At 68.4% G+C, this 24,945-nt stretch carries 29 protein-coding genes; 17 read left to right on the forward strand and 12 right to left on the reverse strand.

Going from position 1 to position 24,945, the window contains the following annotated elements; translation table 11 throughout:
• Nucleotides 1–23 precede the first annotated feature (23 nt).
• The 7 genes from N7367_RS14475 (at nt 24) to rnfB (ending at nt 7,321) form a co-directional block, all read left to right on the forward strand.
• Nucleotides 24–1,955 carry a DUF885 family protein gene (locus tag N7367_RS14475; RefSeq protein WP_279942647.1) on the forward strand — a complete coding sequence of 644 codons (1,932 nt, stop codon included), beginning with the start codon at nt 24–26 and terminating at the stop codon, nt 1,953–1,955.
• Between the two features lie 16 nt (nt 1,956–1,971).
• On the forward strand, nt 1,972–3,042 hold the full coding sequence (locus N7367_RS14480; RefSeq protein WP_279942648.1) for a serine hydrolase: 1,071 nt from the start codon (nt 1,972–1,974) through the stop codon (nt 3,040–3,042).
• Complete coding sequence (locus tag N7367_RS14485; protein WP_053519946.1) at nt 3,039–3,443, forward strand: VOC family protein; 405 nt, start codon at nt 3,039–3,041, stop codon at nt 3,441–3,443. Before N7367_RS14480 ends, N7367_RS14485 begins: the two co-directional genes overlap by 4 nt.
• Nucleotides 3,444–3,591: 148 nt before the next feature.
• Nucleotides 3,592–4,035: a DUF2147 domain-containing protein gene (locus tag N7367_RS14490; RefSeq protein ID WP_053519945.1), complete on the forward strand. Its 444-nt coding sequence runs from the start codon at nt 3,592–3,594 to the stop codon at nt 4,033–4,035.
• Between the two features lie 102 nt (nt 4,036–4,137).
• A complete protein-coding gene (gene metG, locus N7367_RS14495; protein WP_065174861.1) occupies nt 4,138–6,216 on the forward strand; it encodes a methionine--tRNA ligase in 2,079 nt (692 codons plus the stop codon).
• Between the two features lie 75 nt (nt 6,217–6,291).
• Complete coding sequence (locus N7367_RS14500; RefSeq protein WP_065174860.1) at nt 6,292–6,882, forward strand: HAD family hydrolase; 591 nt, start codon at nt 6,292–6,294, stop codon at nt 6,880–6,882.
• Nucleotides 6,883–6,907: 25 nt separating this feature from the next.
• The gene (gene rnfB, locus N7367_RS14505; RefSeq protein ID WP_080375344.1) at nt 6,908–7,321 is read left to right on the forward strand and encodes an Rnf electron transport complex subunit RnfB; all 414 of its coding nucleotides are present in this window, start codon (nt 6,908–6,910) and stop codon (nt 7,319–7,321) included.
• 49 nt (nt 7,322–7,370) lie between these two features.
• On the opposite strand, the gene N7367_RS14510 is transcribed toward rnfB, so the two are convergent.
• Nucleotides 7,371–7,718: a RidA family protein gene (locus tag N7367_RS14510; protein ID WP_049426796.1), complete on the reverse strand. Its 348-nt coding sequence runs from the start codon at nt 7,716–7,718 to the stop codon at nt 7,371–7,373.
• 158 nt (nt 7,719–7,876) lie between these two features.
• Between N7367_RS14510 and mprF the strand changes: the two genes are divergently transcribed.
• On the forward strand, nt 7,877–10,441 hold the full coding sequence (mprF, locus tag N7367_RS14515) for a bifunctional lysylphosphatidylglycerol flippase/synthetase MprF (protein ID WP_279942649.1): 2,565 nt from the start codon (nt 7,877–7,879) through the stop codon (nt 10,439–10,441).
• Nucleotides 10,442–10,493: 52 nt separating this feature from the next.
• Here mprF and N7367_RS14520 read toward each other — a convergent pair whose 3' ends face one another.
• The 4 genes from N7367_RS14520 to N7367_RS14535 form a co-directional block, all read right to left on the reverse strand.
• Complete coding sequence (locus tag N7367_RS14520) at nt 10,494–11,837, reverse strand: AcvB/VirJ family lysyl-phosphatidylglycerol hydrolase (RefSeq protein ID WP_279942650.1); 1,344 nt, start codon at nt 11,835–11,837, stop codon at nt 10,494–10,496.
• Nucleotides 11,838–11,930: 93 nt separating this feature from the next.
• The gene (locus N7367_RS14525) at nt 11,931–12,548 is read right to left on the reverse strand and encodes a DUF998 domain-containing protein (RefSeq protein WP_279942651.1); all 618 of its coding nucleotides are present in this window, start codon (nt 12,546–12,548) and stop codon (nt 11,931–11,933) included.
• Nucleotides 12,545–12,718, reverse strand: a complete 174-nt coding sequence (locus tag N7367_RS14530) for an oxidoreductase-like domain-containing protein (protein ID WP_262218621.1) — start codon at nt 12,716–12,718, stop codon at nt 12,545–12,547. Before N7367_RS14530 ends, N7367_RS14525 begins: the two co-directional genes overlap by 4 nt.
• 50 nt (nt 12,719–12,768) lie before the next feature.
• Complete coding sequence (locus tag N7367_RS14535) at nt 12,769–13,371, reverse strand: hypothetical protein (RefSeq protein ID WP_279942653.1); 603 nt, start codon at nt 13,369–13,371, stop codon at nt 12,769–12,771.
• A 229-nt stretch (nt 13,372–13,600) separates the two neighbouring features.
• Between N7367_RS14535 and N7367_RS14540 the strand changes: the two genes are divergently transcribed.
• Nucleotides 13,601–14,749 (forward strand): tetratricopeptide repeat protein, encoded by a 1,149-nt coding sequence (locus N7367_RS14540; RefSeq protein ID WP_065181978.1) that lies wholly within the window; start codon nt 13,601–13,603, stop codon nt 14,747–14,749.
• A gap of 7 nt (nt 14,750–14,756) precedes the next feature.
• Here N7367_RS14540 and N7367_RS14545 read toward each other — a convergent pair whose 3' ends face one another.
• Entirely contained in the window at nt 14,757–15,092 is a 336-nt protein-coding gene (locus N7367_RS14545) for a zinc ribbon domain-containing protein YjdM (RefSeq protein ID WP_053519938.1), read from the reverse strand.
• Between the two features lie 167 nt (nt 15,093–15,259).
• On the opposite strand from N7367_RS14545, the gene N7367_RS14550 reads away from it, so the two are divergent.
• From N7367_RS14550 to N7367_RS14560, 3 genes are all read left to right on the forward strand, one after another.
• Complete coding sequence (locus tag N7367_RS14550) at nt 15,260–16,621, forward strand: Hsp70 family protein (protein WP_279942654.1); 1,362 nt, start codon at nt 15,260–15,262, stop codon at nt 16,619–16,621.
• Nucleotides 16,622–16,850: 229 nt separating this feature from the next.
• A complete protein-coding gene (locus tag N7367_RS14555) occupies nt 16,851–17,144 on the forward strand; it encodes a YkgJ family cysteine cluster protein (RefSeq protein WP_080375345.1) in 294 nt (97 codons plus the stop codon).
• 11 nt (nt 17,145–17,155) lie between these two features.
• Nucleotides 17,156–17,338 carry a hypothetical protein gene (locus tag N7367_RS14560; protein ID WP_053519936.1) on the forward strand — a complete coding sequence of 61 codons (183 nt, stop codon included), beginning with the start codon at nt 17,156–17,158 and terminating at the stop codon, nt 17,336–17,338.
• Between the two features lie 48 nt (nt 17,339–17,386).
• Here N7367_RS14560 and N7367_RS14565 read toward each other — a convergent pair whose 3' ends face one another.
• The 3 genes from N7367_RS14565 to N7367_RS14575 are packed head-to-tail and all read right to left on the reverse strand — an operon-like array spanning nt 17,387 to nt 19,385.
• Nucleotides 17,387–18,268: a DUF4097 family beta strand repeat-containing protein gene (locus N7367_RS14565; protein ID WP_053519561.1), complete on the reverse strand. Its 882-nt coding sequence runs from the start codon at nt 18,266–18,268 to the stop codon at nt 17,387–17,389.
• A gap of 8 nt (nt 18,269–18,276) precedes the next feature.
• Nucleotides 18,277–18,810, reverse strand: a complete 534-nt coding sequence (locus N7367_RS14570) for a hypothetical protein (protein WP_279942655.1) — start codon at nt 18,808–18,810, stop codon at nt 18,277–18,279.
• Entirely contained in the window at nt 18,807–19,385 is a 579-nt protein-coding gene (locus N7367_RS14575) for an RNA polymerase sigma factor (RefSeq protein ID WP_065174854.1), read from the reverse strand. Before N7367_RS14575 ends, N7367_RS14570 begins: the two co-directional genes overlap by 4 nt.
• A 124-nt stretch (nt 19,386–19,509) precedes the next feature.
• Between N7367_RS14575 and N7367_RS14580 the strand changes: the two genes are divergently transcribed.
• Both N7367_RS14580 and N7367_RS14585 read left to right on the forward strand, forming a co-directional pair.
• A complete protein-coding gene (locus N7367_RS14580) occupies nt 19,510–19,689 on the forward strand; it encodes a hypothetical protein (protein ID WP_053519558.1) in 180 nt (59 codons plus the stop codon).
• Nucleotides 19,690–19,724: 35 nt separating this feature from the next.
• Complete coding sequence (locus N7367_RS14585; RefSeq protein ID WP_080375333.1) at nt 19,725–20,318, forward strand: mechanosensitive ion channel family protein; 594 nt, start codon at nt 19,725–19,727, stop codon at nt 20,316–20,318.
• A 10-nt stretch (nt 20,319–20,328) separates the two neighbouring features.
• On the opposite strand, the gene N7367_RS14590 is transcribed toward N7367_RS14585, so the two are convergent.
• Together N7367_RS14590 and N7367_RS14595 are read right to left on the reverse strand one after the other, a co-directional pair.
• The gene (locus N7367_RS14590) at nt 20,329–20,595 is read right to left on the reverse strand and encodes a DksA/TraR family C4-type zinc finger protein (RefSeq protein ID WP_053519557.1); all 267 of its coding nucleotides are present in this window, start codon (nt 20,593–20,595) and stop codon (nt 20,329–20,331) included.
• A gap of 137 nt (nt 20,596–20,732) precedes the next feature.
• Nucleotides 20,733–21,290 (reverse strand): DUF2058 domain-containing protein, encoded by a 558-nt coding sequence (locus N7367_RS14595; RefSeq protein ID WP_053519556.1) that lies wholly within the window; start codon nt 21,288–21,290, stop codon nt 20,733–20,735.
• A gap of 63 nt (nt 21,291–21,353) precedes the next feature.
• Here N7367_RS14595 and N7367_RS14600 point away from each other — a divergent pair, with 63 nt between their 5' ends.
• Genes N7367_RS14600 through N7367_RS14610 form a run of 3 tightly spaced genes read left to right on the forward strand, consistent with a single transcriptional unit; the run spans nt 21,354 to nt 24,212 of the window.
• Nucleotides 21,354–21,854, forward strand: coding sequence for a M48 family metallopeptidase (locus tag N7367_RS14600; RefSeq protein ID WP_053519555.1), 501 nt, complete (start codon nt 21,354–21,356; stop codon nt 21,852–21,854).
• A 48-nt stretch (nt 21,855–21,902) separates the two neighbouring features.
• Nucleotides 21,903–22,601: an RNA pseudouridine synthase gene (locus N7367_RS14605; protein WP_065181817.1), complete on the forward strand. Its 699-nt coding sequence runs from the start codon at nt 21,903–21,905 to the stop codon at nt 22,599–22,601.
• A gap of 42 nt (nt 22,602–22,643) precedes the next feature.
• The gene (locus N7367_RS14610) at nt 22,644–24,212 is read left to right on the forward strand and encodes a phospholipase D family protein (protein ID WP_279942656.1); all 1,569 of its coding nucleotides are present in this window, start codon (nt 22,644–22,646) and stop codon (nt 24,210–24,212) included.
• Nucleotides 24,213–24,215: 3 nt separating this feature from the next.
• On the opposite strand, the gene N7367_RS14615 is transcribed toward N7367_RS14610, so the two are convergent.
• On the reverse strand, nt 24,216–24,945 hold a 730-nt coding region (locus tag N7367_RS14615), incomplete at its 5' end, for an HDOD domain-containing protein (protein ID WP_279942657.1).

Genomic DNA, 24,945 nt, shown 5'->3' on the forward strand with positions numbered 1-24,945 from the left:
TCTGTGTTCCACGGAAGCTCCTGATGCCGTATTCCACCCGCGCCCTGGCCGCCGCCATTGCCGCGTTGTTCCTGTTCAGCGCCGTTCCGTCGGCCGAAGCTGCGAAGAAGAAGGCCAGCCGGCCCGCTGCGACGCAGAGCCGTCCGGCGGCCAAGCCCAAGGCGCGGCCCAGCACGCGCGCCACCGCACCGGCACGCAGCGCCACCCGCTCCCCCGCGCGCCCGGTCGCCGCCGCCCGCACTGTGCCCAAAACGGTCCAGCTGGAGCGCCTCTATGACGAATACTGGGATGCGTCGATGCGGTTGAACCCGCTGCAGGCGACCTTCCAGGGCGAAACCCGCTACAACGACCAGCTGCCGAACATCCTGTCCGCGGCGTGGCGCCAGCAGTCGCATGACTTCACCGTAGAGTGGCTGGGCAAGGTCGAGAAGATCGGCAGCGACGGCCTGCAGGGCCAGGACCTGCTGAGCTACGAGATCTTCGTGCGCGACGCGCGCGCGACCTTGGCCGCCGAGCCGTATCCCAGCTGGATGATGCCGATCAGCCAGTACTACAACGTCGGCAGCATCATGGCCATTCTCGGTGCCGGCGCGGGTGCGCAGCCGTTCAATACCGTGCAGGACTACGACACCTGGTCGCGCCGCTCGCTGGGCATTCCGGCGCTGTTCGACCAGGCCATCGACAACATGCGCCAGGGCATGAAGGCCGGTGTGGTGCAGCCGCGCGACCTGATGGAAAAAGTGCTGCCGCAGCTGGATGCGGTGATCAAGCCGACCGCCGAGGAAAGCATCTTCTGGTCGCCGATCCGGACCATGCCGGAGTCGATTTCCGCCGAGGACAAGGCGCGCATCAGTGCCGAGTACAAGCGCATGATCGAACTGCGCATCATGCCGTCCTACCGCGCCCTGCGCGGCTTCATCGCCACCGAGTACCTGCCGGCCACGCGGACCAGCAGCGGTCTGGGGGCCCTGCCCAATGGCCAGGCGTGGTACGCCAACCTGATCGTGCAGACCACGGCCAGCGAACAGACACCCGCGCAATGGCATGCGCTCGGCGAACAGCGCGTGCAGGAGCTGCAGGCGCAGATCGCCGCAGTGATGAAGGATGCGAAGCTGCGCGGCACGCCGACCAAGCTTCTGCGCAGCATGCGCAGTGATCGCCAGTTCCAGTATGGCGACGCCAACGCGCTGCTCGGCCGCTACCGCCAGGTGCAGCAGCAGGTCGCCACGCGCCTGCCGCAGGTGCTCGACACGCTGCCGAAGGCTGCCCTGGACATCCGTGCAGTGGAGCCCGAGCGTGCGCTCACCGCGGCCGCGGCCTCCTACCAGCCGACACAGCCCGGCGAGGCCGGGGTGCTGTATGTGAACACCCGCGACCTGCCCAGCCGCAAGCGCTGGAACGTGCCGGTGCAGTACCTGCATGAAGGCATCCCCGGCCACCACGTGCAGCTGGGTCTGCAGCAGGAGCTGGCCAAGCAGCCGCGCTTCCGGCGTGCCGGCGGCGACCTGGCCTTCATCGAAGGCTGGGGCCTGTACTCGGAAACGCTGGGGGAAACGCTGGGCGTCTACACCGATCCCTACGACCGCATCGGCTATCTCTCCTCGCGCCTGCTGCGCGCAGCGCGCGTGGTCGCCGACACCGGCGTGCATGCTCAGGGCTGGAGCAAGCAGCAGGCCGTCGCCTACCTGCAGAAAACCGTGGACATGAGCAGCGACGATGCCAATGCCGAAGTGGAGCGGATCATGGCCCAGCCCGCGCAGGCACTGTCCAACGTGGCCGGCCTGACCACCCTGCTGGCACTCCGCGACAAGGCCCAGGCACGCCAGGGTGCGGCATTCGATCTGCGCCGTTTCCATGCCGAACTGCTGAAGGACGGCTCGATGCCGCTGGACGTGCTGGAGCGGAAGATGGAACGATGGCTGTCACAACCGCCGGGGGCCGCGCCGGCCCCCTGATCGCCACGGAGCCCTCATGCGTCCCGCCACCGTCGTGTTCGCTGCCGTACTGGCCCTGCTGCGGCAGGCCGCGCCTGCCGCACCGGCGGTGATGCCACCGGATGCGGGCATCGATGGCCTGATGCAGGCCTACGATGGCCAGGTGCCGGGAGCAGCGGTACTGGTGCTGCACGACGGGCAGGCGGTGTTCCGCCGCGGGTACGGCCTGGCGGTGGTCGAAGATGGCACCGCGGTGACCGCGGCCAGCAATTTCCGGCTGGCCTCGGTGAGCAAGCAGTTCACCGCCGCCGCCGTGCTGCTGCTGGTGGAAGAGGGCCGCCTGGGCCTGGACCAGCCAGTGCGACGCTGGCTGCCGGAACTTCCCACTGCGGCCTCCTCCGTCACCCTCCGTCACCTGCTGTCGCATACCAGCGGTCTGCCCGACTATGAGGACATGATGGACCCCACCGACAGCCGCCAGGTGCACGACGCGGACGTGCTGGCGCTGCTCGCGCGCGAGGACCGGCTGGATTTCACACCGGGCACTGCGTACCGCTACAGCAACAGCGGTTATGCGCTGCTGGCGCTGATCGTCGGTCGCGCGTCTGGCCAGGATTTCGCCACCTTCCTGCAGCAGCGGATCTTCGGCCCGCTGCACATGACCCACACCGTCGCCCACCAGGACGGCGTCGATACGGTCACTGCGCGGGCCTACGGCTACAGCTGGCTCGACGGTCGCTGGCAGCGCACCGACCAGAGCACCACCAGTGCCGTGCTGGGTGATGGTGGCATCTATTCCTCGCTGGACGACCTCGCCCGCTGGGATGCCGCACTGTACGACGACCGCCTGCTGTCAGCCGCATCGCGGCAGGCGATGTTCAGCCCGGCCACCGCAACCACCGAACCGGACGTACCGCATTACGGCTTCGGCTGGCGCCTCAACGGCCGCATGCAGTGGCACAGCGGGGAAAGCATCGGCTTCCGCAACGTCATCCTGCGCTATCCGGACCGGCATCTGACAGTGATCGTGCTGAGCAACCGCAACGACCCCGAACCCTATCCGCTGGCGCTGAAGATCGCCCAGCGCTGGCTGGACATCCTGCAATGACCGACGATCCGACCGCCCTGCTGGGCATCCATCATGCCGCGCTGATCTGCAGCGACTATGCGCGCTCGAAGGATTTCTACGTGCGCATCCTCGGCCTGCGCGTACTGGCCGAGAACCACCGTGCCGCGCGCGATTCGTGGAAGCTGGACCTGGCACTGCCCGATGGCGGCCAGCTGGAACTGTTCTCGTTCCCGTCACCACCGCCCCGGCCCAGCCGCCCGGAGGCACAGGGCCTGCGTCACCTGGCCTTCCGCGTGGCCGCGCTGGAGCCATTCATCCAGCGCCTGGCCAGCTGCGGCGTGGACTGCGAACCGGTCCGCGTGGACGAATACACCGGCCGCCGCTTCACCTTCTTCGCCGACCCGGACGGCCTGCCGCTGGAACTCTACGAAGTCGGCTGATGGCTCGGGGTCAGATCCCTTTTCCATCGGGAAAGGATCTGGCCCCACTCACCTGCTCGACCCGGCACCCCCTTCCCCATACCCCGCCGAATGGGTATACAGTCGGCGTGTACCGGCACCGTGCCGGAATGAACCCTGGGAGGGGACCATGCGCAAGACCTTCAAGACCCTGCTGCTGGCGCTGCCGCTGTGCCTGGCGGCGCTCTCGGCGCAGGCCGCCGATGGCGCGGCCGGCCGCTGGAAGACCATCGACGACAAGACCGGCCAGGTGAAGTCCATCGTCGAGATCAGCCAGGCCGCCAACGGCACGCTGTCCGGCAAGGTGGTGGACATCCTGCACTCGGACAAGGGTCCGAACCCGGTCTGCGATGGCTGTGAGGGTGCCAACAGGAACAAACCGGTGAAGGGCATGACCATCCTCTGGAACCTGAAGGCCGACGGCGCCAGCAAGTGGTCCGGCGGCACCATCCTCGACCCCGCCAACGGCAAGACCTACAAGTCGAAGATGGAACTGCAGCCGGGTGGCAACAAGCTGGACGTCTCCGGCTGCATCGCCTTCATCTGCCGGGCGCAGACCTGGGTACGCGAGTAAGCCACCGGCCCGTCCGTGCATTCCCGTGACCCGGCCCCGGCCGGGTCACCTCGTTGCGGGCATGCGATAATCTGCGGTTCCCCTCGGCTTCACCCCGCGACCATGACCCGTACCGCGCTCGTCACCACCGCCCTGCCCTACGCCAACGGCCCGCTGCATCTGGGCCATCTGGTCGGCTACATCCAGGCCGACATCTGGGTACGTGCACGGCGAATGAGCGGCGGCAGGACCTGGTTCGTCTGCGCCGATGACACCCATGGCACGCCGATCATGCTCGCAGCCGAGAAGGCCGGGGTAACCCCGGAGGCCTTCATCGCCAGCATCCAGGCCAGCCATGAACGTGATTTCGCCGAATTCGGCGTGGCCTTCGATCACTACGATTCGACCAATTCGGCAGCCAACCAGGCGCTGACCGAGGCGTTCTACCTGAAGCTGGAAGCGGCCGGCCACATCAGCCGCCGTTCGGTGGCCCAGTTCTACGACCCGGCCAAGGGCATGTTCCTGCCGGACCGCTACATCAAGGGCATCTGCCCGAACTGCGGCAGCGCCGACCAGTACGGCGACAACTGCGAAGTCTGTGGCGCGACCTACAGCCCCACCGATCTGAAGGAGCCGAAATCGGTGATCTCCGGCGCTACGCCCGAGATCCGGGATTCGGAGCACTTCTTCTTCGAGGTCGGCCGCTTCGAGGGCTTCCTGCGCGAATGGCTGGCCGGCGACGTCGCGCTGCCCGGGGTGAAAGCCAAGCTGATGGAGTGGCTGGACGCGGAGGGCGGCCTGCGCGCGTGGGACATCTCGCGTGACGCGCCGTACTTCGGCTTCCAGATCCCGGGCCATCCGGGCAAGTACTTCTACGTCTGGCTGGACGCGCCGATCGGCTACCTGTCCAGCTTCCAGACCCTGTGCGGCACGCTCGGCGAGGATTTCCAAGCCCACCTGCGCGCCGGCACCGCCACCGAGCTGCACCACTTCATCGGCAAGGACATCGTCAATTTCCATGGCCTGTTCTGGCCGGCGGTGCTGCACGGCACCGGCCACCGCGCGCCGACCCGCCTGCACGTCAACGGCTATCTGACCGTTGACGGCGCCAAGATGAGCAAGTCGCGCGGCACCTTCGTGATGGCGCGCACCTTCCTCGATGCAGGACTGGAACCGGAAGCGCTGCGCTACTACTACGCGGCCAAGTCCGGCGGTGGCGTCGACGACCTCGACCTGAACCTGGGTGACTTCGTCGCCCGCGTCAACGCTGATCTGGTCGGCAAGTTCGTCAACCTGGCCAGCCGCTGCGCGGGCTTCATCAGCAAGCGTTTCGACGGCCTGCTCGCCGCGCAGCTGCCCGATGCCGCCCAGTACCAGCGCTTCATCGACAGCCTGGCGCCGATCCGCGAAGCCTACGAGCGCAACGATCCGGCGGCGGCGATCCGCCTGACCATGACCCTGGCCGACGAAGCCAACCGCTACATCGACGACGTCAAGCCGTGGGTGATCGCCAAGCAGGAAGGCGCCGACGCGCAGCTGCAGGCCGTGTGCAGCCAGGGCCTGAACCTGTTCCGTGTACTGGTCACCGCACTGAAGCCGGTACTGCCTTCCACCGCCGCCCAGGCCGAGGCGTTCCTGGCCGCGCCAGTGGCCGACTGGACCGACCTGGCGCAGCCGCTGCTGGCCCATCGAATCGCTGACTACACCCCACTGTTCACCCGTATCGACCCGAAGAAGATTGACGCCATGATCGACGCCTCCAAGGACACCCTGCAGCCGACCGCCGCTGCCCCCGCCGCCAAGGCCGACGCTGCCAAGCCGGCGGCTGCCGTGCCGGCCAGTGCCGCAACGGCCAGCGCCGAGGCACCGGCCTACATCGGCATCGACGACTTCGCCAAGCTCGACCTGCGCATCGGCAAGGTGCTGGTGTGCGAGTTCGTGGAGGGTTCGGACAAGCTGCTGCGCTTCGAGCTGGATGCCGGCGAACTGGGCAAACGGCAGATCTTCTCCGGCATCCGTGCCAGCTACGGCGAGCCGGAAGCGCTGGTCGGCCGCAGCGTCGTGTTCATAGCCAACCTGGCCCCGCGCAAGATGCGCTTCGGCCTGAGTGAAGGCATGATCCTGTCGGCAGGTTTCGATGGTGGCGCGCTGGCGCTGCTGGACGCCGACAGCGGCGCGCAGCCGGGCATGCCGGTCCGCTGATGCACTGCGCGGGTGCGGCCACGGCCGCTCCCGCCGGTCACGGCAACGACGGGACGCACCACGGGAGGCATCGGAATGGAACTGGCGCTGTTCGACTTCGACCATACCGTCACCACCTGCGATACCTATGGCCGCTTCCTGCGCCGCGTGGCCACCGCCGAGCAGCTTGCGCAGGCGTGGTGGAAGGTGGGTCCGTGGCTGGCGGCGTACCGGCTGAAACTGATCTCGGCCGAACGCATCCGCGCCCGCGTCACCCGCCTCACCTTCAGCGAGCGCCACGCCGACGACATCGCAGCGCTGGCCACCGGCTTCTCGCGCGAGTTCCTGCCCGAGGTGGTGCGCCCGGAAATGCTGGAACAGATCCGCTGGCACAAGGAACAGCAGCACACCGTGGTGGTCGTGTCCGGTTCGCTGGATCTGTACCTGCGTCCCTGGTGCGAAACGCTGGGTCTTGAACTGATCTGCAACCGCCTTGAAAGCCGGGACGGACGCCTGACCGGCCGGTACCACGGCGGCGATTGCGGTCCTCGCAAGGTCGAGCAGATCCGTCGCCGTTTCGATCTGTCGCGTTACACGCGCATCCACGCTTATGGCGACAGCGCAGAGGACCGGCCGATGCTGGCCCTCGCCCACGAACGTTGGTTCCGTGGCAAACCCCTGAAATGATCCATACGCGCAGCCTTCGCCACGCATGAGCCTGATTCCGCCGCTGACCGAACGCCTGGACCGACTGTTGCCGCAGACGCAATGCGGACAATGCGGCTATGACGGTTGCCGCCCCTATGCGCAGGCGATGGCGCGCGGCGAGGCGGGCGTGGACCGCTGCCCGCCGGGCGGCGATGCGGGCGCGCGTGCACTGGCCCAGGTACTGGGTGTGCCGGCACTGCCGTTTGATCGTACGCGCGGCGAACACAAGGCGCCGCAGGTTGCGGTGATCGTCGAGGCCGACTGCATCGGCTGCACCAAGTGCATCCAGGCCTGCCCGGTGGACGCGATCGTCGGCGGCGCGAAGTACATGCATACCGTGATCGCCGACCTGTGCACGGGCTGCGAGTTGTGCATTCCACCGTGTCCGGTGGACTGCATCGTGCTGCGGGAACGGTAGCGGTGCCAGCTCCCTTCCGGCAGGAAAGGGAGCTGACACCCGCCCGCCGTTACGGCACGGCCGCCGTCACCACGATCTCGACCTTCCACTCGGCGTGTGCCAGCTTGGCTTCGACCGTGGCACGGGCCGGGGTCGCACCCTCGACCACCCATTCGTCCCATGCCTTGTTCATGCCGTCGAAGTCGGCCATGTCGGCCAGGAACACTTCCGCGCGCAGCACATGCTGGCGATCACTGGCCACCAGTGCCAGCAGCTTGTCGATCTCGGCCAGCACCTGCCGGGTCTGTCCGGTGATGTCCTGGCTGGTGTCCTCCGGAATCTGGCCGGAGAGGTAGGCAACCTTGTTGTACACGGTCATTTCGGACATGCGCGGTCCGACGTCGTAACGCTCCATCATGGGCGTGGCTCCTGCGGGTGATCAGGCCTGCATTGTCCTCCAAACCGGCGGCGGGTGGGGCTCCTGCACCACCGCTGTTCAAATGCCTTCGAGAGGCGCACGATGCGCCACGCCCGCGTTGACACCGCCCTCGCCCTTCCTGCCGCACCCTTGCGCCGATGACCGTCCCTTCCGATCCCGCAACCGCTCCGTCCATCCCGGTCTGGAAGCGGCTGCTTACCATCTTCGTTCCCCTGCTGATCCTGGCCCTGGCCCTGCATGGCCTGGCCGGCGAGTTCGACGAACATGGCTACCGCGCCATCCGCCAGGCGTTCCATGCACTCAGCGCAACGCAGATCGCACTGACCGTGACGCTGGGCCTGGCCAGTTATGCCTGCCTGATCGGCTTCGATGCCATCGGCCTGCGACGCAGCGGCATCCGCGTGCATCCCGCGCGCATCGGCATCACCGCGTTTCTCGCCCACACCCTGGGCCAGACCGTCGGCTTTGCGGCCTTGACCGGCGGCGCGGTGCGCCTGCGGGGCTATCGCGGTGCCGGGCTGGATCTGGCCCAGATCGGCCAGGTCGTGCTGATGAGCACGCTCGGTTTCATGTTCGGTGCATGGCTGTTGATCGGCCTGGCGTTATGCCTGGAACCCTCAGCGGCGGCGCTGGCGCTGCCGTTGGATTCCGGCGCCGTGCGCGCGGTCGGCATTGCCGCCCTGCTCGCCTATCTGGCCACGGTGCTGCTGGTCGGCCGCAGCGGACGCCAGTTCCGTGTGTTCGGCCACGCCCTGTGGCTGCCCGACCGGCTGACCACGCTCGGCGTCACCGCGCTCAGCGTGATCGAACTGGTGCTGGCCAGCGCAGCGTTCTACGTGCTGCTTCCGGACTCCACGCCCACCGGGCTTCCCGGCTTCGTCGGCCTGTACCTGGTGGCGGTGCTGGCAGGCCTGGTCTCGACCGTTCCGGCCGGCCTGGGCGTGTTCGAGTGGAGCCTGCTCAAGCTGCTGCCGCAGGTGGCACCGGCGGCGGTGCTGGCGGCCGCGCTGATCTACCGCGTCACCTACTACGTCCTGCCGCTGCTGCTGGCCACCGTGCTCGCGCTTGCGCCTGCACTGCGGCGACCGCTGCGGGCCAGCGCCGGCGCCACCCGCGCCGGCTGGAACGCGCTGCGCCCCTGGCTGCCGCAGATCATCGCGCTGGCGGCTTTCAGCATCGGCGCCGCCCTGGTCATCGATGGCACCTTGCCGACCCCGCGTCGCCATCTGCTCAATGCATCGCTGCCGATCCTGGAAACATCGCACCTGATCGGAAGTCTTGGCGGTGTCGCCCTGCTGCTGATCGGCCAGGGCCTGGCCCGGCGCAGCCACGCCGCGTGGATGCTGGCGATGGCGGTCTGCGTGATCACGCCGCTGCCGCTGTGGCTGCGCGGCGGTCAACCGTTGATCGCGGTATCGGCCGTACTGGTCGCGATGGCACTGTGGGCCGCACGCCGTGAGTTCTACCGCCAGGGTGCGCTGCTGGATGAGGCGTGGTCGTGGCCATGGTTGCGCAACCTGGGGCTGGTCCTGGTCGCGGTCACCTGGCTGCTGTTCTTCACGTACAGCCATGTCGAGTACCAGAACGAACTCTGGTGGCAGTTCGCACTGTCCGGCAACGCACCGCGTGCGCTGCGTGCGCTGCTGGTGGTAGCCATCGCCCTGGTGATGTTCGGCCTCGCTCGCCTGCTGCACAGCACGCGCAGCCCGCTGCCGGCCGCTGACGAAGCCACGCTGCAGGCGTTGGCACCGGTGCTGGCCAGCGCCACCGACACCCAGGCCTGCCTGGTGCTGACCGCCGACAAGGCAGTGCTGCGCGACGATGCCCGGCAGGGCTTCGTGATGATGCAGCGCTACGGCGGCTCGTTGATCGCGATGGGTGATCCGGTCGGCCCGCCGGAGGTCGCACGTGCGTTGATCTGGCGTTTCCGTGAGGAAGCCGACCGCCTCGGCCTGCGCCCGGTGTTCTACCAGGTGGGCGAAGCCTACTGGCAGACCTATCTGGATCTCGGCCTGGGCCTGGTCAAGCTGGGCGAGGAAGCGATCGTGCCGCTGCACGACTTCGGTCTGGAAGGCCGCGAACGCGCCGACCTGCGCCAGGCATGGAACCGCGGCAAGCGCAGTGGCCTGTCGTTCCGGGTGGCGCCGGTGGAAGAGGTCCCCAGCCTGCTGCCGCGCCTGCATGCGATCTCCAATGCCTGGCTGGAAGACAAGTCCGGTGACGAGAAAGGATTCTCGCTGGGCAGCTTCGATCCCGATTACCTGGTGCGGTTCCCGGTCGCGCTGGTCGAGGCCGAAGGTCGGATCGTCGCCTTCGCCAACCTGTGGCAGGCGCCAGCCGGTGCCGAGCTGTCGGTGGACCTGATGCGGCACGTCAGCGACGCGCCGAAAGGCACGATGGATTTCCTGTTCATCGAACTGTTCCTGTGGGGCAGGGCGCAGGGCCATGCGCGTTTCTCGCTGGGCATGGCGCCGCTGTCCGGGCTGGCCCAGCATCGCCTGGCGGGCCGCTGGAATCGTCTTGCCGGCCTGCTGGCACGGCATGGTGAGCGCTTCTATGGCTTCAGTGGCCTGCGCCGCTTCAAGTCGAAGTTTGATCCGCAATGGCGCCCGCGCTACCTGGCGGCGCCCGGTGGCATGCACCTGCCGGCAGCCCTGCTGGACGCCACCCGCCTGATTTCGCTGGATCCACGCCGCGGCTGAGCCGCCCGACCGCCGGGCATGGCCCTGCGCTGCTCCTGCAGGCGCGTGCTGATTACGCGCCGCCCTTGAGGATGACCTCGGCCAGACGATCGTAGTCGCCACCGAAATGGTGGTCGCCGGGCAACTTGATCCTGCGCACGCCCTCGTTCGCAGGCAGGTCCGGACACAGCGCGTCCTCATCCTTGTCGCCATAGACGCACAGGGTCTTGGCCGCCGGCAGCCTGGCCACTTCCGGCGCGATCGGCAGGCCATCGCCGCCACCGCCCAGCCAGTTGCTGACATGGAACTCGAAATCGGCCTTCCGCCCCACGGAGAGCAGCACGATGCGCGCGAGCGCCTCGCGGCTGCCGGCATCGAGCCGGTTGATGGTGGCCGGCAGCACGTCGGCGCCCTGCGAGAAGCCGATCAGCATCACCTTGTCGCGCCGCCATTGCTGGCGGTAGTGGTCGATGATCTTCTGCAGGTCAGCGGCAAACCCCTCCGGCGTGCGTTCACTCCAGAAATAACGCAGCGAATCGATGCCCACCACGGCCACGCCGTGTTCGGCCAGCGACGATGCCACGTCCTTGTCCAGTCCCGCCCAGCCGCCATCACCGGAAACGAAGATCGCCAGCGTATCGCCGTCCCCGCGCGCGGGGACTTCCACCACGGGCAGGCCCTTCAACGCCGCCGGCGGCGGTGCCAGGCTGATGCCGGCCTGCGCACCGATCACCCGCGCGGCAGCCACCAGTCCCGGCGTGGCATCGCCGCGGGCGCTGCGCTTGAATCCGCGCGCCATCGCGACCTGCTGCACGAACGGACCTGCACCCTGGCCCCTGCAGCCCACATCGCCGATGGCATTCAACCAGGGAAAGTTCAGTTCGGCCGGTTGCAGCCGCCCCTGCTTGACGCCGTCTCCGCAGACCATGCGTTCGTGGGCATGGTCGGGACAGAAACCGGAGGTCAGCAGGCCGGCGAACACCTGGGTATCGGCCTGTGCGGCCAGGCTGTAGGCCAGCTCGGCACCTTCACCATCACCACCGACCAGCGGCAGGTGATACCCCGGCAGGTGCAGGAACGCCTGCACCCAGCGCGAGAAATTCTCGACGTCGCCAGCACCGAACGAACAGGTACTGTCGCCTTCGCGTTCAAGCACGCCCCGCAGGTGCGCCACATCCACCGCCGCCACCAGCGCACCGTCGGCGCGCAGTGCTTCGATCGGCGCCAGGCTGGCAGCGCCATAGGGACCTTCGTGGAACCAGATGACCACCCGCTGTGGCACTCCCGCCGGCAGATGCACCGGCACCTGCTCGAAGCGGCCATGGCTGACCTGCTGCACGGATGCCGCGGCCGCCACCGGCAACGCTGCCAGCGCCATCACCAGGCCCATCGCCCTGCCCAACCCTGCACGCGTCATGTCGCAACCCCAGTGGAATGCGCACACGATACGCCGCCACCGCGTGCACGACACGTACCGGTCACGGCCGTTCGCCAGGCCCGCGGCCAGGGTTCAGGCGCGTGTGCGCGCCAGACCGCGCCGGTACAGCGTGACGGCCAGCCAGAGCAGCCAGCCGACGATCACGGCGATCACCAGCTTCTGCCCCAGCCCGCGCGGCGGCCCGTCACGCCAGAGCACATGCAGCCACAGCAACGCGAAGGCCAGCCAGGCCCAGCCCCACAGCAGGGCAGCACTGCGCTGCCAGCCCGGCTCGCGACGCAGGTACCACGCCTGCAGCAGCATGCCGACGCTGGCACACAGGAAGGCCGTGTTGGCAGCCACGCCATGCACCAGCGGCGCCAGCAGCGGCGTCGCCTGCGGCAGCCAGCTGTCGCCGATGGCGACCGTCGCCAGGCCCAAGGCGGACACGGTGAACAGCAGCGGCGCGGCCGCGCTGCGGCGGGGCCCCACGCTGTGACGATAGAGCGCGATGCCGAGCGCGGCGATCGCCACCGCCAGCAGGCAGTAGGCGGCGCGCAGCGCCAGACCCCAGGGACCGTGCAGGTACAGGCTCAGGGTCGCGCGCATCCAATCCAGATCAGCGCGCGCGAACTGCGTCCACAGGGCCGCCGCCACGAACAACAGGAGCGCCACCAGGGCCAGCAGCGCAGCCGGACGCGCTCCGGTCATGGCGTGGCCTCCGGGTGCCGCGCCTTCCATTCGGACAATGCCTTGCGGTAACGCTGCAGCTCTTCGGCATACAGATCGAGTACGCACAGCGGGCAGCCGCTGCCGCAGCACTCGTTGGGACCAGGTTCTTCCGGTGCGGTCGGCCGGGGATCAGGATCGGGAACGGACACGGTGGGCGGCGCTACCTTGCAGATGCAGGCCGCCAGTGTAACTGCCCCGCTCAGGTGTCCAGCCGGCGGCGCAGGTTCGCGCGTGCCGCGGCATCCAGGCGCTGGTGGAAGAAGTCGCTGAGGAAGATCCGCGGTGCGCGCAGCAGCCCCTGCAGGAAGCGGCGGCGGCCTGCGCGGTACAGGAAACCCGGGACCACCCCCTGGTACTCCTCGGCCACACCGCGATCGTAAGCATCGAACACCGGTGCAGGCGCGCCCAGGATCGCCATGTCGCAATCCAGGAACAGCGCCGCTTCGGCGTCGACATCCGCAGGACCGAGTTCGCCATGACGGGCAGTCAGCAGGATCAGCTGCTCGACGCGGGCGGCGTCGATGCCCGCCAGCGCAGGCTCCTGCGCGATGGCCTGCACGGCCAGTGCCGCCGAGCGTGCCTCGTTGTCCTTGCGCCCCGCCTCGTAGACCGCATCGTGGTAAAGCGCGGCCAGAAAGACCTCGGCGGGCTGCCGCCAACCCGGTCCATCGGCGACGTCCTGGCAGTGCTGCAGCATCGCGCGCACGTGGCCGAAGTGATGGTACGCGCGTGGCGGCGTGGCATATCGGTCCTGCAACGCCTGCCACTGCGCCGGATCGAGCGGGATCGGGGCGAAGTCCATGCCGGCATGATCCCGCCAGACGCCCCGGCCAGCAAGCTGGACAATAATTCACCACGCACTCACAGCCGCCGTCCGGCAAGGGCGGAGCACAGTTGTCCACAGCTTTGCCGAGCGCTGGTCCACATCGCCTGTGGATGACCGCGCCGCCGACCGGCGGTCGATGCACCGGCGCACGGGCAGGACTACACTCGGCGGCAGGCGGATGCGCCCGCCGCTGCCGGGAATTGCCATGCAACGTCCTGCCACCCGATTCCTGCTGCTCGCCCTGCTCGCGCTGGCGGCGCCGGCCGCCGTTGCCCTGGACGGTCCTGCCGCCGCACCGGCCGCTCAGTACCGCCCCGCCCCAGCGAGCGTGCCGACCGCAGACGAAGTGCTGGCGATTCCGCCGGCGCTGCGCGCGATGCTGACCCGACAGGTGATCGCGCGCAGCCACTCGCGCGACCAGCGCCTGCAGGCCCTGGTGGAGATGATCTTTGATCGGCAGGGACTGGATCTGCAGTACGACGCCGACGCGACCTATACCGTCGGCGAAGTCTGGCAGTACCGCCGCGCCAACTGCCTGGCATTCACGCTGCTGTTCGTGTCGCTGGCACGCGAGGCCGGCATCCAGGCCCGGGTGCAGGAAGTCGGCAGCGTGGTGTCCTGGTATCAGGAGCAGGACCAGGGCGTGGTCTACAGCGTCGGCCACGTCAATGCCGGGGTCGACGTCGGCGGCCGCTTCGGCACGGTCGATCTGGACCGCAACGTGCTGTACGACCGCCACGGCCCGCAGCCGATCGACCGTGCCCGTGCGTTGGCGCACTTCTACAACAATCGTGGCGCCGAACGCATGGCCAGCGACGATCTGGATGGTGCCCGGGTGTTCTTCGATGCAGCGGTGGCGCAGGACGCGCGATTCGCACCGGCCTGGAACAACCTGGGCGTGCTGGACAACCGGAAGGGAGACACCGCCGGCGCACGTCGTGCGCTGGAAATGGCACTGCGCCTGGACGGCCGTCAGGATGCGGCACTGAACAACGCCAGTGCGCTCTACCGGCGGTTGGGCCTGGTGGCAGCAGCGCAGCAGCTGGAGCGCCGCCTGCGCGCCGTACAGCGCGAGGATCCGTTTGCCCAGTACATGCTCGGGGCCCGCGCCGAACGCGCGGGCGACCTGGCGGAGGCCATCCGCTGCTACCGCCGGGCGGTGCGCCTGTACGATGCCGCACACCAGTTCCATTTCGGCCTGGCGAGGGTGTACTTCCTCGCCGGCCAGCTGGCCCGCGCCGACAAGGAACTGACACGGGCCCAGGAACTCGGCGGGGCGCCGCAGCAGGCCCGCTACCAGGCCAAGCTGGACAGCCTGGCCCGCTGGCGGGCGCAGCAGCAGGCCAGGCGCTGAGGGCCCGTCATGCCTTCTTGAGGAAGCAGGTTTTCAGCACCAGCCCCTTGATCTTGTCCGAGTTGCCTTCGATGTGCTCCGCATCGTCCTCGACCAGCCGGATGTTGCGGATCACCGTGCCCTGCTTGAGCGGAATCGAGGAGCCCTTGACCTTCAGGTCCTTGATCACGGTCACGGTGTCGCCGGCCTGCAGGGTGTTGCCGTTGCTGTCACGCACGACCAGCGCCTGCCCCGCGCCCTCCTCGGCGGTCCATTCGAAGCCGCAATCGGCGCAGATCCACAGCGCGCCATCGGCATAGGTGTTTTCCAGGGTGCACTGCGGACAAGCGGGAACGGACGACATTGCAAGTACCTCAAAATGAATCAACGGCCGCCATTGTAACCGCCCGCTCTTTTCACCCGTTTTCCCGCGGCCGCTCCCCCTGCCCGCCCGAGATGGCCGGCAGGCGCTTGCAGCGGACCGCAAACTGCAGCAGAGTGCGCGGCCCTTGTCCGTCCCTGGAATTCCGCATGCGCCTCGGCATCGACTTCGGTACCAGCAATTCTGCCGCCGCCATCGTGCACGAGGGCCGCCTGTTGCCGATCCGCTTCGGCGATGCCGAACAGTTCCGCACCAGCGTCTACTTCCCGGGCGTGGTACCCGATCCGGACGACTTCCAGCCCGATGCCAGCCAACAGCATGCGCTGGAGCAGATGATCGACAGCGCAGCGCGTGCCGCCCGCGCTGCCGGCCAGGAGCGCCCGCCGCAGGCACTGCGCCGCGAAGCATTGCGCGCACTGCGCCGCGAATGGATGGAGGCCCGTGCCCGCGAAGCGCGCAGCGCCAGTGACCTGCTGCAGAACGCGATCTACGGCGATGACGCGCTGGAAGCCTATTTCGAGGAGCATGAAGGCAACCTCGTGCAGAGCCCCAAGTCGATGCTCGGCTACAACCTGCACCCGCGCGCGAAGCAGACCATCACCGGCATTGCCGCGCATATCCTTGAGCACATCCGCCTGACCGCCAGCGCGCAGCTCGGCCAGCCGCTGCGCACCGCCCTGCTCGGCCGCCCCGTGCAGTTCCGCAGCTCGATCGGCGAGGCCGGCAACGCGCAGGCGCTGGACATCCTGCGCGAGGCGGCGGCGCAGGCCGGCTTCGACCGCATCGATTTCCTGGAAGAACCGGCCGCAGCGGCGATGCACTATCACGCCGGAAGCGCGACACGGCACCAGGCCGTGATCGTCGACATCGGCGGTGGCACGACCGACATCGCCCATGCCGAAGTGGGGGGACCAGTACCCCCGCATATCCACCGTGCCTGGGGCATCGCCCGTGGCGGCACCGACATCGACCTGGCCCTGAGCCTGTCCAGCTACATGCCGCTGTTCGGTCGTGGCATCACCCGCGTGCCCGCCCACCACTACGTAGAAGCCGCCACCGTGCAGGACATGACCCGCCAGCGCGACTTCCGCCAGCGCAACTACGATGCGGTCGACGCACCCTGGGGCCCGCGCCTGCAGGCACTGCAGGACACCGGCAACACCGCGCGCCTGTACCGTGATGTCGAGCGCGCCAAGATCGCCCTGAGCAGTTCTGCCACGCACCGCAGCACGCTGGACTACATCGGCCGCGACCTGCACGCCGACAGCAGTGCCGAGGGCCTGGCCAGTGCGGCCCATGGCTACCTGGAACAGATCCGCACGCTGCTCGCCCAGGTGCGCAGCGACATCGGCGGCGACCCGGACGCGGTGTTCCTGACCGGTGGCATGTCCCGTGCGGGCTACCTGCGCCAGGCCGTGGCGGAGGCGTTTCCGGGTGCCCGGATGGTCCACGGGGAGCCTTCACTGGGGGTGGTACAAGGCCTGGCGCTGGCCGCAGCCAGCCGGGATTAACAAAACGTTACGCAGGGTTTGCTACCCTCGGTAGGCTTGATCCTCAGCTGTACCTTCCATCGGCCCTGCCGGTGTGTGTTCCGGGTGCAGCGCGGCCCGCCACGCGGGTCTTGCGGCCGTGCCTTCCTGGCTCGTTCATGGCCGCGCATCACCCGAGCCGCCATCGAGACCCGCTTTGGGCACCCGCCAGGCCCCTGTGGCCTTACAACCTGACGCCGCACCTGCACCCATCGACTGCCGCCGTTGTGACGCGGTCTGTTGCCGGCTGCCGGTACTGCTGCAGCCCGGCGACCACGTGCCCGGCCAGTTCCTCGCGCGCGACGCCCACGGCCGGGCCGTGATGGCGCGCAACGAGGAAGGCTGGTGCGCGGCGATCGATCCCTATCACCTGCGCTGCACGATCTATTCGCAGCGCCCGGCGATCTGCCGCCAGTTTTCGATGGGCGGCGATGACTGCCGCCGCGAGCGGCAGGATTACCTGCGCCAGGCCGATGCCTGTGCGCTTTCCTCCCCTTCCACCTGACAGGAGCAACCATGCCCCGCAAGGCAAAGACCCCCGCGAAGGCTAACAACAGCATCCGTAGCGAACGCAAGGGTGCAGCCGCCAGTACTGTGGTCAGCAGCGACTCGATCGCGTCTGACCTGGCCGCGTTCCGCAAGGCCGGTGGCAAGATCGAAGTGCTGGGTACGACCTGGGCGCTGAAGAAAGCCAGCTGACCCTCCCTGACCGCGGCGGCGCTGCCGCCGCGGCCTGCCGGTCGATGCTCAGCGGTCCAGTCGGACCCGCACGCTGCCCGAATGCGACTGGATGCGGATATCGCCGTCACCGCCCCCCAGCCGCGTGTCGAGATTGCTGCCCGGCCCATAACGCGGCCGCTCCACCGTGCCGGCATCACTGTTGATCGAGCCGCTGAAGCTGTTCACCGACAGCTGCGCCGATACGGTCCGCGGCAACCGCAGATTGACCGATGCGCTCACCGATTCGACGTTGATGCGCCCCCCCGGCGCCAGACCGGCAGCGGCCAGTTCAATGCTGCCTGACACCGTCTCCACCGCCAGGCGCTGGATGCGCCCCGCATCGACATCCACGCGTCCGGACACGGTCTGCGCACCGATGTCGCCGGACACGCCTCCCCCCGCGTCAATGCGGCCGCTGACGGTGTTCACGTCCAGCCGCGGCGTCTGCAGGCGGGCAGTGACGCTGCCGCTGACCGTGTTGAGCTTGGTGTCGCCGCTGCGGCCTGCCGCGGACAGGCTGCCGCTGACCGTATCGGCCTGCAGCCGACGCACATCGATGCCACTGATGTCCTGGCTCGCACTGACGGTGCTGAGCAGCAGTTCCGCCGAGCGCGGCACGTTCAACACCAGGGTGGCCCCGCCATTGTTGCTGCGGCGTGGATATTCCACCTCCCACCGCACGCGGTTGGCACTCTTCTCCTGACGCAGCTGCAGGCCGTCGCTGAGGCTGCCGGTGAGCTGGACCTCGTTGCGGTCCCAGCCGCGCACGGTGACCTTGCCGGCCACGTTGCTCAGTTCAATCCGGCCACCGGTGGCGAGTGCATGGCGTTCGTCGACGCGCGTGTCGGCCAGTGCCACGGCCGGCACCAGCAGCAGCGCGGCGCAGCAGAAAAGAAGGGGTCGCATCATGGGTCTCCTCAGGTTGTCAGTCCGGCGGCGGCCTGCGCCGCCTGCCGGGTCAGTTCCAGCCGCAGCGCATAGGTGCGCTTGAGCTGTCCAAGCAGGTGCGGCGCACGTGGATCCTGCGCCATCGCCGCGCGGATCTGCTCCGCGCTGCGGTCGAGTTCGTGCAGGGCCGGTTGCCATTCCGCTGCCCCGCCCTGCGGCAGGGAGGCCACCGCCTGCTGGTACTGTTCGGTCATCGCTGCGGCCTGCAGCTGCAGCCCGGAAGGCGCCGGCGTGGCCTGCGGCGGCTGCCACCACGGTGCCACCGCGTAGACCGCCAGGCTGGCGGCCAGCGCAGCGCCCACCGGCAGCCACCAGCGCCGTCGCGGACGCGGCGTCATCGCCACCACCGTGCCTGCTGCCGGGAGCGGTCCGGGGGCGGACCCGCGCGGTGGCAGGCTGGCCGACAACCGCGCCCAGCCGTCCTCCGGAGCGCTGCGCTCGCGGGGCAGGGCGCGCAGGCGCGCGAGCAGGTCGTGGTCGTAGTCGGGGTCGTTCATCGTCATGTCATGTCTCCCAGCCGTGCACGCAGCAAGCCACGTGCACGATGCAACTGTGCCTTGGAACTGCCGACAGCCATCTGCAGCTGCTCGGCGATTTCCTGGTGTTTCCAGCCTTCGATGTCGTGCAGCACCAGCACCGCCCGCGCCCGCGGGGGCAGCGTCGCCAGCGCACGTTCCAGGTCGCGCTCGGTGCCGGCGCAGCGGTCATGCACGGCCAGCTCCGGTACGCCACCATCCACGTCATCCAGGCTGTCGTGATCGTGTCCCCCCGCCCGGCCGCGCAGTTCCATCAGCGCGGCATTGACCCCGAGACGATGCAGCCAGGTCGACAGGCTGCTTTCGAAGCGGAACCCGGGCAGTGCCTTCCACGCCTGCAGGAACGCCTCCTGCAGTGCATCCTCCGCACGTGCCTGCTGGCCGCCACACAGCCTCCACAGCACGGCGAACACCCGTGGCGCATGGCGTCGATACAGCAGTTCGTAGGCCGCTGTATCGCCACCGGCTGCCGCCCGTACCAGGGCAGGTTCGTCGACGGCGTCGGAGGCAGCAGGCGGTGCGGGCATGGTGGTGTCGAGCATAGTCCTTGGATGCGCCAGTCCCGCAGAAGGTTTAGATCCGATTCCTGCCAGGCGCGATGCAACCTTTTCGGCGGCCGCTGCATCCATGGAGGGTACTTCGTGAAATACCGTCCGGGAGCCCGCCATGTCCAGCCCATCGTGTGCCGCCCTGCTGGCCGTCGCTGCCTGCGTCGCGCTGCAGGTGCTTGGCCTGTCGCTGCAGCTCCACCCCGAGCGCGGCCGGGCCTGCCTGCAGCAGCAGCGCCAGGAGCTGGTGTGCCTGGCGTGGAGGCCGATGGTCGAATCGCCGGCACGTGCCGGGTAACATCGGCGACCACCACCGCTACCTGCTGTCGCCCCATGATGTTGTCGCTGAAGGATCACCTGCCGGCCTGGACCCATCCCTGGCTGCACAACATGGGCATCGCCCTGCAGATCGCGCTCGTCCTGCTGGCCGCCTGGCTGCTGCGGCTGCTGGCGCGCCGCCTGATCCGCCGATTCGCCGACCACTACACCCTGCCGCCGGAAATGGTGATGGGCGCGCGCCGCATCACCAGTTTCGTGGTCTATTTCAGTGCACTGCTGTACATCCTGAGCCTGCTGGGGGCCTCACCGGCAGTGCTGTGGACGGCATTCACGGGCTTTGCAGCCGTCGGTGCGGTGGCCTTCTTCGCGGCCTGGAGCGTGCTCTCCAACATCTTCTGCACGCTGCTGATCTTCACTACCCGCCCGTTCCGCCTGCATGACTACATCGAGGTGCTGGAGAACGGCGAGAAGCCCGGACTGAAGGGCCGGGTGATCGATGTGAACCTGATCTACACCACGTTGCAGGAGACCGGCGAAGGCCACGAAGGCACGGTGCTGCAGCTGCCGAACAACCTGTTCTTCCAGCGCACCGTACGCCGCTGGCGCGATCCGGCACAGGCGCCGGGCGGCATCCAGGGCGACGGCTGAGCCGCCCACATCAACGCAGCTGGCTGTCTTTGCTGCCGCGACGGTTGTAGCTGCTGTGCGCCTGCTCTTCCTCATCGTGCGCCTGCTGGCAGGCCACGCACAGCCGTACGCCGGGCACGGCGTTGCGCCGCGCCAACGGAATCGGTGCGTCGCATTCCTCGCAGTGCTCCAGACCCGGGCCCTGGCGCAGCTGGCGCCGCGCGCGGGCAATCGCATCGTCAACCGTCGCGTCGATCTGGTCCTGGACCGCGCCGTCTCCCGCCCAACCGGTAGCCATGTCCGTGCTCCACAGGTGTGTGGCCTGATATGGGGACGATACACCCGCGGAAAAGGCCGGGCAGCGCCCCGCCCGGGCCGTGCTTCAGCTACCTGTCTGCCCGCGTGGACGCCTGCGGCAGCGTCGCCGGCAGCGGCTTACCAGACCAGATCGTCAGGAATCTGGAACTGCGCGTAATAGGCATCGTCTTCGGCGTTGCCGGTGGAGATCTCCTCCGTCGAGCCCGGCTGCCCATGGTCGACCACGATGGCTTCCGGCGCACGCTCGCGCACCTTTTCCGCCGCAGCACGGGGCAGCAACGCGTAACCCTCGCCCTGGGCGACGATGACCAGCACGCCCACCGACAGCGCCTTGCGCAGCTTGGGGTCGATCAGCAGGGTGCGGATCGTGCTGCCATCGCTGAAGCGATACTCGTCCTCGCCCTTATGCGGCACGGCATGGGCAGCGATGATCTGCTTTGCCTGCGCCTTCTGCTCGGCCAGCCTGGCCTGTGCGTTGCGCTCGGCGGCCAGGGCACGATCACGCTCGATCTTCTCGGCGCGGGCGCGTTCAGCCTCACGCTGGACCTCGGCCGACGTCGATTCAGCCTTGCCCTGGCGCGCCTTGGCCTGTTCGCGTGCGGCGGCGCTGGCCTGCGACTTCTTGGCCAGGCCGGCCTTGAGCAATTGTTCCTGCAGCGCGTTGGGCTTTGCCATGGTCGGTGCGTACCGCGTGTAATCTTGGATGCCCCCATTCTACCGACGCCCCGCCGCCCCTGCATGGCAGTCCTGAAGTACCTCACCGGTTATCCCGAACCCCTGGTCGCCCAGGTCAGCGAACTGCTGGCGCAGGGCCGGCTCGGCCCGTGGCTGCAGCAGCGCTATCCCGAGCCCCATGAGGTGCGCAGCGACCGTCAGCTCTACGACTACACCCAGGAGCTGAAAGACCGCTACCTGCGCAAGTCGGTACCGCTCAACAAGGTCTGCTACGACAACACGCTGGAAGTGATCAAGCATGCATTGGGCACGCATACCGCCATTTCCCGCGTGCATGGCAGCCGCCTCAAGGCCAGCCGTGAGATCCGCATCGCCACGGTGTTCCGGCAGGCGCCGGCCGCCTTCCTGCGCATGATCGTGGTGCACGAGCTGGCGCATCTGAAGGAAGCCGACCACAACAAGGCCTTCTACCAGCTCTGCCAGCACATGGAGCCCGATTACCTGCAGCTGGAATTCGACACCCGCCTGTACCTGACCGAGCTGGCCAACCGCAGCCAGCGCTGACCGCGCGCAGGGGCTACACTGCGCGGCCCCCGCCCGACCTGCCCGCCCATGGAACCGATACGCCTCGACAAACGCTTGTCCGCCCTGCTCGGCATCCCGCGCGGCGAAGCGCGGCGCTACATTGAAGGTGGCTGGGTCACGGTCGATGGCGAGGTGGTCGAACAGCCACAGCGCCCGGTCGATGACACTGCGGTGATCGTGGTCGATGAACAGGCCAATGACAGCAAGGCCGAGCGCGTGGGCATGCTGCTGCACAAGCCGGCTGGTGCTGCCGCCGAAACCCTGTGTGCGCTGGTCAGCAGCAACAGCCACAGCGCTCTGGACGCCAGCGGCATCCGGCCACTGCAGCGCCATTTCCACGGGTTGCAGCTGGCTGCGTCCCTGCCCGCGGCAGACAGCGGCCTGGTCGTGGTCAGCCAGGACCCGGCCACGCTGGCCCACCTGCAGCGCAATCTCGGCCGCACCGAACAGGAGTATCTGGTCGAAGTGGCAGAAGGCGGGCCGGAACGGGGCCCCTGGCTGCTGGCCCGGCTGCAGCAGGAGTCGGGCGGGGCCAAGGTGAGCTGGCAGAGCGAGCAGCGGCTGCGCTTCGCCGGCAAGGGGCTGACGGCCAAGGGCCTGAAGACCGCGGTGGCTGCCGCTGGCCTGCAGGTCACCGCCCTGCGCCGCCTGCGCATCGGCCGGGTGGCACTGGGCCCGCTGCCGCCGGGACAGTGGCGCTACGTGGGCAGCGACGAACGGTTCTGACGCGCGCCGCCGCGCGGCACGCCGATCCACTAGCATGGGGCCATGAGCCCGCCTGCGTCTGTGTGGCGACGCCTGTTGCGCGTCGTTGCGATCATCTTCGCCATCCTCCTGCTGCTGGTCCTGTCCGGACTGCTGCTGGCCGACCACCTGACGCCACAGGCGCACGGTGAGCCGTCGCACGTACTGCCGCTGCAACCGGCGCAGACCCGCATCGACCAGCAGGTCGTGCCGCTGCAGGAGGCGCACCCCGGGCAATCCGGCGTGGCCTTCCTCGGCGATGGCATGGATGCATTCGCGGCGCGCGCGATGATCACCGCGCAGGCCGGGCGCAGTCTGGACCTGCAGTACTACATCTGGCACGACGACCTGATCGGTCACCTGATGGCCAGAGCGCTGCATGACGCCGCCGAGCGCGGGGTGCGCGTGCGCATCCTGCTCGACGACATGAATGCCAAGGACAAGGACGCGCTGATGATGGCGCTGGACCGGCATCCGAACATCGAGATCCGGCTCTACAATCCGTTCCGCAACCGCAGCGGCATCCTGCGCATGGTGGAGATGGTGCAGCGCTTCTTCAGCGTGAACCACCGCATGCACAACAAGAGCTGGATCGCCGATGGCCGTGTCGCCATCGTCGGTGGCCGCAACATCGGCGAGGAGTATTTCAGCGCGCGCACGGATGTGAACTTCCAGGACCTGGACCTGCTGGTCGCCGGCCCTGCCGTTGCACAGGCGAACCGGATATTCGACGACTACTGGAACAGCCCGGCGGCGATTCCGGTCTCCGCGCTGGCCTTCCATACCGACGCGCAGCTTCGCCTTCTGGTGCGTGAGTCCGACCATGAAGCGCAGCGCGATGCTGCCCGGCCCTATCTTGCGCGCGTCGCCGAATCACGCCATCGGCAGCGTCCCAGCCCCGAGCCGCTGCACTGGAGCAGCACCGTGCGCATCGTCTCGGATCCGCCGATGAAACACCGCAACGACGACCGCGGCAGCTGGCTCGTTACCGGGCTGATCGGTGAACTGGAGTCCGCGCGCAGCAAGGCCTTGTTGATTTCGCCCTACTTCGTGCCGGGCAACGAGGGCCTGGACGGGCTCTCGGCAATGGCGTCGCGCGGCGTGCACGTGGGCATAGTGACCAACTCCCTTGCCGCCAACGACGTTGCGGCCGTGCACGGCGGCTACATGGGCTACCGCGTGCCCCTGCTGAACGCCGGCGTGCACCTGTATGAGCTGAAGGCACAGGGCCAGGCGGGCGATGCAGGCCTGTTCGGCAGCAGCGGGGCCAGCCTGCACACCAAGGCCTTCCTGGTGGACGACCGCCGTGGCTTTGTCGGTTCCTTCAACCTCGACCCGCGCTCGGCCTATCTCAACACCGAAATGGGGGTGCTGTTCGACGACCCCGTGCTGGGCGCGCAGCTGCGCGACGAGTACCTGCGCCTGGCCGACGCCAGGCACAGCTGGTGGCTGGCAGTGGACAACCGCGATCGGCTGCGCTGGCTGGAGCGTGAGCCTCCGCCGCGCTGGGTGGAGGACGAGCCAGGTGCTACGCGGCGCCAGCGCTGGCTGTCGCGGATCATCAGCTGGCTGCCTGTGGAATCGCAGCTGTAGCGCTCAGTGTGCCCTGGCCTCGCCTTCATGCGGGGCGTCGTCCAGTGTTTCCACGCTGCGACCATGCAGGCGCCGCCAGATCCAGCGAAGCGCATGGGGCGGAGCCGACGGCAGCTGCTCCAGCAGGGCCAGCATGCGGCCCTGGGTGGCGTGGCCATGCCGGCACAGCAGGCTCGCCGCCGCCGCTGCGCTGCCCAGCCGCAGGCTGTCGGACAGAGGGCCCGAGGCGTCGGCCGCCAGGGTCTGGTGTACCGGATCGGGCAGCTCCCAGGCGGCGGCCACCCGCTGTGCCAGCGGCAACGACCACTGCTGCAGCAGCTGCAGGGCCAGGGCCGGCTGCACGTCCTCGCCGCGCGCCTGGGCTTCCTGCAGCAGCTGGCGCATCACCAGCGCCGCACCGAGTCCCTGCACCAGGCCCAGCCACTGCGCAGCGAAGGCATCGCCGGAGTTCACGCTGCGTGCGTGGTCGGCAGCAGCACGCGATGCCAGCAGGGCGTGCTCCCAGGTGATCGTGCTGAACTGCGGGAACCGCTCGCACTGAACCTGCATCACCGGCTGCACCAGCACCGCACTGATGATCTGCCGCACGCCTTCCGTGCCGACCAGGGTCACCGCCCGCTGCAGGCTCTCGACCGGGCGTTCGTGCACCTTGTATGCGGGACTGTTGGCGATACGCAGCAGGTTGCCCGTGAGTACCGGATCCTGGCCGATGATCGCCGCCATCACCCGTGCC

This window comes from Stenotrophomonas sp. GD04145, from assembly GCF_029835135.1.
In the GTDB taxonomy this organism is placed as follows: Bacteria; Pseudomonadota; Gammaproteobacteria; order Xanthomonadales; family Xanthomonadaceae; genus Stenotrophomonas; species Stenotrophomonas maltophilia_P.